This is a genomic window from Lactobacillus delbrueckii subsp. delbrueckii DSM 20074 = JCM 1012 (assembly GCF_001433875.1).
Taxonomy (GTDB): Bacteria; Bacillota; Bacilli; order Lactobacillales; family Lactobacillaceae; genus Lactobacillus; species Lactobacillus delbrueckii.
Map to the genome: position 1 here is coordinate 1 of NZ_AZCR01000077.1, position 5,529 is coordinate 5,529.

Sequence of the window (5,529 nt, forward strand, 5' to 3'; positions counted from 1 at the left end):
GATTTTTTGTGCTCTGATCCAGTGAAAACGATTTTTCTTACTGGATCGGAACAGTGTTCAGTTTAATTTTACAATCGGCGTCTCCTTAAAATTTATCTGTTTTAGCAATTTCCACCTAAATTTAGGCAAATTCAGTGCTTTTTTTCTCCGCTTCTTTACAATAGATAATAAATAGATGTACAAATTCGTTATCTAGCAATATAGAAAGAAAGTTATAGATGATCGACAATCAAACTCACTCAGTCAAGGCCTACTTGGCCGGCGTCAACCTTGACGATCCCAACTTTGACTACTCCATGACCGAGCTGGCAAATTTAGCAGAAGCCAATAACTTTACTGTCGTTGGCGCTAGCCAGCAGAAGGCAGAAAACATCATCGCCTCCAGTTACCTGGGCAAGGGAAAAGTAGCTGAAATCACCGACCTGGCCCAAGGGCTCGGGGCCTCCGTCCTCATCGTCAACGATGAACTGACCCCAGTCCAAATCCGTAACCTGGAACACATGACCAAACTCCGCGTCATCGACCGGACCGAACTCATCCTGGAAATCTTCTCTTCCCGGGCCCGGACCAAGCAAGCCAAGCTGCAGGTCCAATTAGCGCGCCTGCAGTATGAACTGCCCCGCCTGCACCCGTCTGAGAACAATCTCGACCAGCAGCACGGCAGCGGCGGTTCCACCGGCGGGGGCTTCGCCAACCGCGGGGCCGGGGAATCCAAACTGGAAATGAACCGGCGGACCATCGGCAAGCAGATCTCCGCTATCAAACATGAATTAAAGGAAATCTCCGGCCAGGAAGAAATCAAGGCTGCCCGCCGCAACCAGAGCCAGCTGCCTAAGGTCGCCCTGGTCGGCTATACCAACGCCGGCAAGTCTACCACCATGAACGGCCTGCTTAATGCCTTTGGGGCTGGCAATGAAGACAAACAGGTCATGGCCAAGGACATGCTCTTTGCGACCCTGGACACCTCTGTCCGCCGGATCGACCTGGATGGCTTCTCCTTTATCCTGTCTGACACGGTCGGCTTTGTCTCCAAGCTCCCCCACAAGCTGGTCGACTCTTTCAAGGCGACCCTGCAGGAAGCAAAGGACGCTGACCTCTTGATCAATGTCGTTGACGCTGCTGACCCGAATATGAATCAGATGATCAAGACCACTCTGGAAGTCTTGGACGAAATCGGCGTCAAGGACCTGCCAATGATCACAGCCTACAACAAGGCTGACTTGACAGACCGTAACTACCCGCAGATTGAAGGGGGCGACCTGCTCTACAGCGCGGTTGACCCAGCTTCCATCCAAGCCCTGGCCAAGCTGATCACGACCCGCCTCTTCAGCAATTACCAGATCACTGACCTCCGCCTGCCGCTAACAGCCGGCAAAGACCTGGCCTACCTGCACCAGCACTCCCGGGTCTTAAAGGAAGACTACCAAGCTGACGGAATCGAAGTTTCCGCCCGCCTGTCGCCCCAAGACCGGGCACGTTTTAGCGCCTACCAAATTTAGACCGCATAAAAAGCCAGACTCTATCTCTAGAGCCTGGCTTTCCTATTGCTATAGAACTCTTCTTACCCGACTAGGCCAGAAGTAGGTGGACAGGCTCGCTTGTACGACACCTTGCTGGTCTCCAGCAGCGGTAACGTACTTCCCGTCCCCCACGTAAATGGCTACATTATATGGTTTATTCTTGGAACCCCAAAAGAGCAGGTCTCCTTCTGCAAAGCCAGAACTTGGATCAACTGCGATCCCCTTCTTGACCTGGCTCTTGGTGCTGGAACCTGTATTGACGCCAGCTGCCTGCTTGTAGACATAGGCAACCAAACTGGCATTGTCAAAGGCATTCGGGCCCTTGGAGCCCTTGACATAGGCCTTGCCGACCTGCTGCTTAGCCAAAGACACGACTGCCTTAGCCCGGGCCTCAGACCCCATCGGGGCAAACCAAGAGGCTGCCAAACTGGCAGCACTGCGGGCCTTCTTAACCGTCTTCTTAGATTTAGCCTTGGTCTTCTTGGCCTTAACGGCCTTCTTAGCAGACTTGACCTGGTTAAAGTACTTGGCCATGACCCATTCCTTCTTGCCAATCCGGTACCACAGATTGCCCATGGAGTCAGTTGCCGTCTGGTAGACAAAATGGCTGCTACCCTTCTTTAAATGAGTCGCAACATGCCGCCCCTTCTGGTAGTTGGTCCAGACAGTGACATATTGCTTGCTGATAACCTTGATCCGCTTGCTGGCGGCCTGGGCCGGCTGCTTGACCGGCTTGACCCCTGTCGCTGAGATCCCTAAGAAAGTCAGCGCTGCAGCAGAAAACTTGATCATATTAGACTTCTTCATGCTCATTTTCTCCCTTACACCGCTAACCCTATTTTAGCACGGAAACTAGAGAATCCGCCGGGCCGTTGATGGCCAGAAGTAACTGCTGATGGTTGCCAAGATAACCCCTTGCTGCTCATCAGCGGCGGAAACATATTGACCATTACCGACATAAATCGCAACGTGATATGGCGCTGCCACACCCCCCAGAAGAGGAGGTCCCCCGGCTGCAGGCTGGCCGTTGATACCGGCACAGCTACGCCTTCCTTAACCTGGATATAGATAGTCCGGGAAACGGTTTGCCCAATCGCGGTCTTGTAAACCCATTGGACTAAGCCGGAGCAGTCAAAGCTGCTTGGACCGGTCGCGCCCCAGACATAAGCCTTGCCGCCTTGCGCCTTGGCTAAGGCTACCACGGCATTTTGCCGCCAAGATGAACCAACGGGAGCCTGGGACGAAGCAGATTGCGTCAATTGATTGGTATTTAAGACCGGGCTGGCCGGTTTCTTGGCTGCAGTCTGCTTGGTCGTCGTCAAGACAACCGTGTACTTGCTGGCAATCCACTTTTTATTCCCAATCTTCAGCCAAACCTTGTGCTTCTTGTCAGTAGCTGAGGCCTTGACCTTCTTGACCGTACCCTTCTTAAGGTACTTGTGGATCTTCTTGCCCTTCTTGTAGTTGGTCCAAACCGGAGCCTTCTTGACTACCTGGACCTTGGAAAGGTGACCCTTGACTTGCGCGTTTGCTGACTGACCGCCTAGGCCCAGTCCCCCGAAAAAGAGCGCCGCCGCGCCCACGAATTTAATCTATCTTGCATTACCCATATTTTTTCCTCCAGCGGAAGCAAAACTTATACCTAATATTAATGATAAGCGTTCGCCCCCCTGGCCCGCAAGCCCCCTAATGATACAAAAATATTACAAAAAACGGGGAAGGCGCTGATGCCCTCCCCGCTGGAAATATGCAAGTGTTGAATAATCGCTGTAGTTTGTCCCGTTGGAACAAAAAACCGTCGTAACGGCGGCTAATTCAAACGTGTAAACTTTTAATTGGCCGTCACCGGCTCAAGCTCATTCTACTTAGACTAGCGGAAAAATGTAAGATAAGAACGCGGCTTAAATTACTCTCCGCGCGCTGGATGGGTAGAAAGCACTGGAGCGGTTCGTGCTGACCTTAGACTTGATTACCCCAACCGTTGGGCTGGAAGCGTGGACGAACTTGCCCCCGCCCACGTAAATCCCTACGTGGCTTGGAGCTAACTTAGAACCAAAGAAGAGCAGGTCACCCTTGACCAGCTTCTTAGTTGATACCGCCTTGCCGTAGTAGAGCTGGCTGACTGAGTAGTGCGGCAATGACAAGCCAGTTGCCTTCTTGTACACGTACATGGTCAAGCCAGAGCAGTCAAAACTGTAAGGACCAGTTGCCCCCCCAGACATAAGCCTTGCCGACTTGCGCATTTGCCAAAGCAACTACCTTCTTTTGCTTAGCCGTCTTAGCAGCCTTAGCCTTAATTGAAGCGTACTTCTTAGTCGTGACTGTGTTGTCCCCAGAATCCACTTGTTGTCCTTGATCCGGCACCAGGTCCGGCCCTTGTACTAGGCCTGGCCCGTGGCCGTGAACTTGTAGCCGGACTTAACCTGGCCAGCCAATTTCTTGCCGGCCCCGTAAGTGGTCCAGGTGTTGACCTTGTTACCCTTATTGTAGGCTACCCGGGTCTTCTTCACGATCGTAATATTGTTATCCTGGCTGTCCGTTGCCGCGTAGGCCGGCTACGCCCCGCCCAGCCAAGCTGCCAGCAGTAAAAGGACTAAACTGAATTTCCGCTTCATTATAACTGTTTTCTCCTAAATTGAATTCGCTTTTTCTAGTGTAAGCAAGTTATGTTACAGAAAGGTTGCAGAAAAAATACAGTTGTTTTTTAATAACAAAAGGCAAAAGAAAAAGGACGCCAGCTGGCGTCCTATATAAAGGATATTTCTCAATTAAATCAAGCGCTTGGCAGTTGATGGCCAGAAGTAGTAGCTCAGGCTCTGCTTGATCACGCCCTGGCTTGGAGTAGCCGCGTGAACAAACTTGCCGCCGCCCACGTAAATCCCCACGTGGTATGGTGAAGACTTGGAACCCCAGAAAAGCAGGTCCCCCTTCTTCAAAGTTGCCGTAGAAACAGCAACCGTCTTGCCTTGGTGCACTTGCGTGTAAGTGGTCCGGGTAATGTACTTGCCCAGAGCTCGGCTGTAAACGTAGCTGGTCAAGCCGGAGCAGTCAAAGCTGTAAGGACCAGTGGCGCCCCAAACGTAAGGCTTGCCCACTTGGGCCTTGGCCAAAGCAACAACCTTGTTTTGCTTGTTCTGCTTGCTCTTAGATACCTTCTTGGCTGCCGCAGCCTTCTTAGCTGCCTTGGCAGCGGCCTTCTTGGCAGCTGCTGCCTTCTTGGCCCAGGCTTTAGGACTCAAAGTGTAAGAAGCCAGAATCCATTCGTTGTCAGCGATCTTGTACCAGGTTTGCTTCTTGTACTTAACTTCGCCGACCACCGTCAAAGTAGTCCCGTGCTTGAAGCTGATGCCAGTGTCATTGGCCGCGCCAAGCTTAACCTTGTAATTCTTCCAAGCCTTAACGCTGTAGCCAGATACGTAGTTGACCACAACCTGCTTGTTAACAGCCTTAACAGTAGCTGCCTGGGCGGCCGGAGCTTGGGCGCTGGCGGCAACAGGTGCGACCAGGGCCAGGGCCATTAAAACTTTGACTAATAAACTCTTGAACTTCAAAACTTGATATCCTTTTCTATTCTAATGTTTTACCCAGGTTCTATAATAAGTTACTAATGTTACAAGAGTGTTACAAAGAGAATACTAGATTGTTAAAATTAAGTCCAATTTAAAAAGGCCAGCGATTTTTGCCGCGCTGACCTTCTTTTTTATCGTTATTATCGTAATTTTAGCAGGTAATAATAAACTAGATAACCCGCTTGGCGGTTGATGGCCAGAAGTAGGAGCTCAAGTACTGCTTACGGACACCTTGGCTTGGAGTAGCCGCGTGCACGTACTGGCCGCCGCCCACGTAAATCCCAACGTGGTATGGGGAAGACTTGGAGCCCCAGAAGAGCAGGTCGCCCTTCTTCAAGCTGGCAGTTGAAACCCTAACGGTCTTGCCTTGGTAAACTTGGCTGTAAGTAGTCCGGCTGATGTACTTGCCGATGGCGTGGCTGTAGACGTATGAAGTCAAG

Annotated in this window: 4 protein-coding genes and 2 pseudogenes; 1 reads left to right on the forward strand and 5 read right to left on the reverse strand. The window is 51.3% G+C overall.

All coding sequences use genetic code 11. The features are described from left to right. Positions 1–218 precede the first annotated feature (218 nt). Positions 219–1,499 (forward strand): GTPase HflX, encoded by a 1,281-nt coding sequence (gene hflX, locus FD23_RS08035; protein ID WP_025896373.1) that lies wholly within the window; start codon positions 219–221, stop codon positions 1,497–1,499. A 48-nt stretch (positions 1,500–1,547) separates the two neighbouring features. Here the strand turns inward: hflX and FD23_RS08040 are convergent, their stop codons facing one another. From FD23_RS08040 to FD23_RS08060, 5 genes and pseudogenes are all read right to left on the reverse strand, one after another. Next, complete coding sequence (locus FD23_RS08040; protein ID WP_025896374.1) at positions 1,548–2,327, reverse strand: C40 family peptidase; 780 nt, start codon at positions 2,325–2,327, stop codon at positions 1,548–1,550. Positions 2,328–2,372: 45 nt separating this feature from the next. Then, positions 2,373–3,112 (reverse strand): annotated as a pseudogene (locus tag FD23_RS08045) (C40 family peptidase). A gap of 309 nt (positions 3,113–3,421) precedes the next feature. Next, positions 3,422–4,135: pseudogene (locus FD23_RS08050) on the reverse strand (C40 family peptidase). Between the two features lie 153 nt (positions 4,136–4,288). Continuing rightward, positions 4,289–5,071 carry a C40 family peptidase gene (locus FD23_RS08055; RefSeq protein WP_052933788.1) on the reverse strand — a complete coding sequence of 261 codons (783 nt, stop codon included), beginning with the start codon at positions 5,069–5,071 and terminating at the stop codon, positions 4,289–4,291. Between the two features lie 187 nt (positions 5,072–5,258). Beyond that, positions 5,259–5,529 (reverse strand): C40 family peptidase (locus tag FD23_RS08060; protein WP_162252824.1); only part of this gene is annotated, 271 nt, incomplete at its 5' end.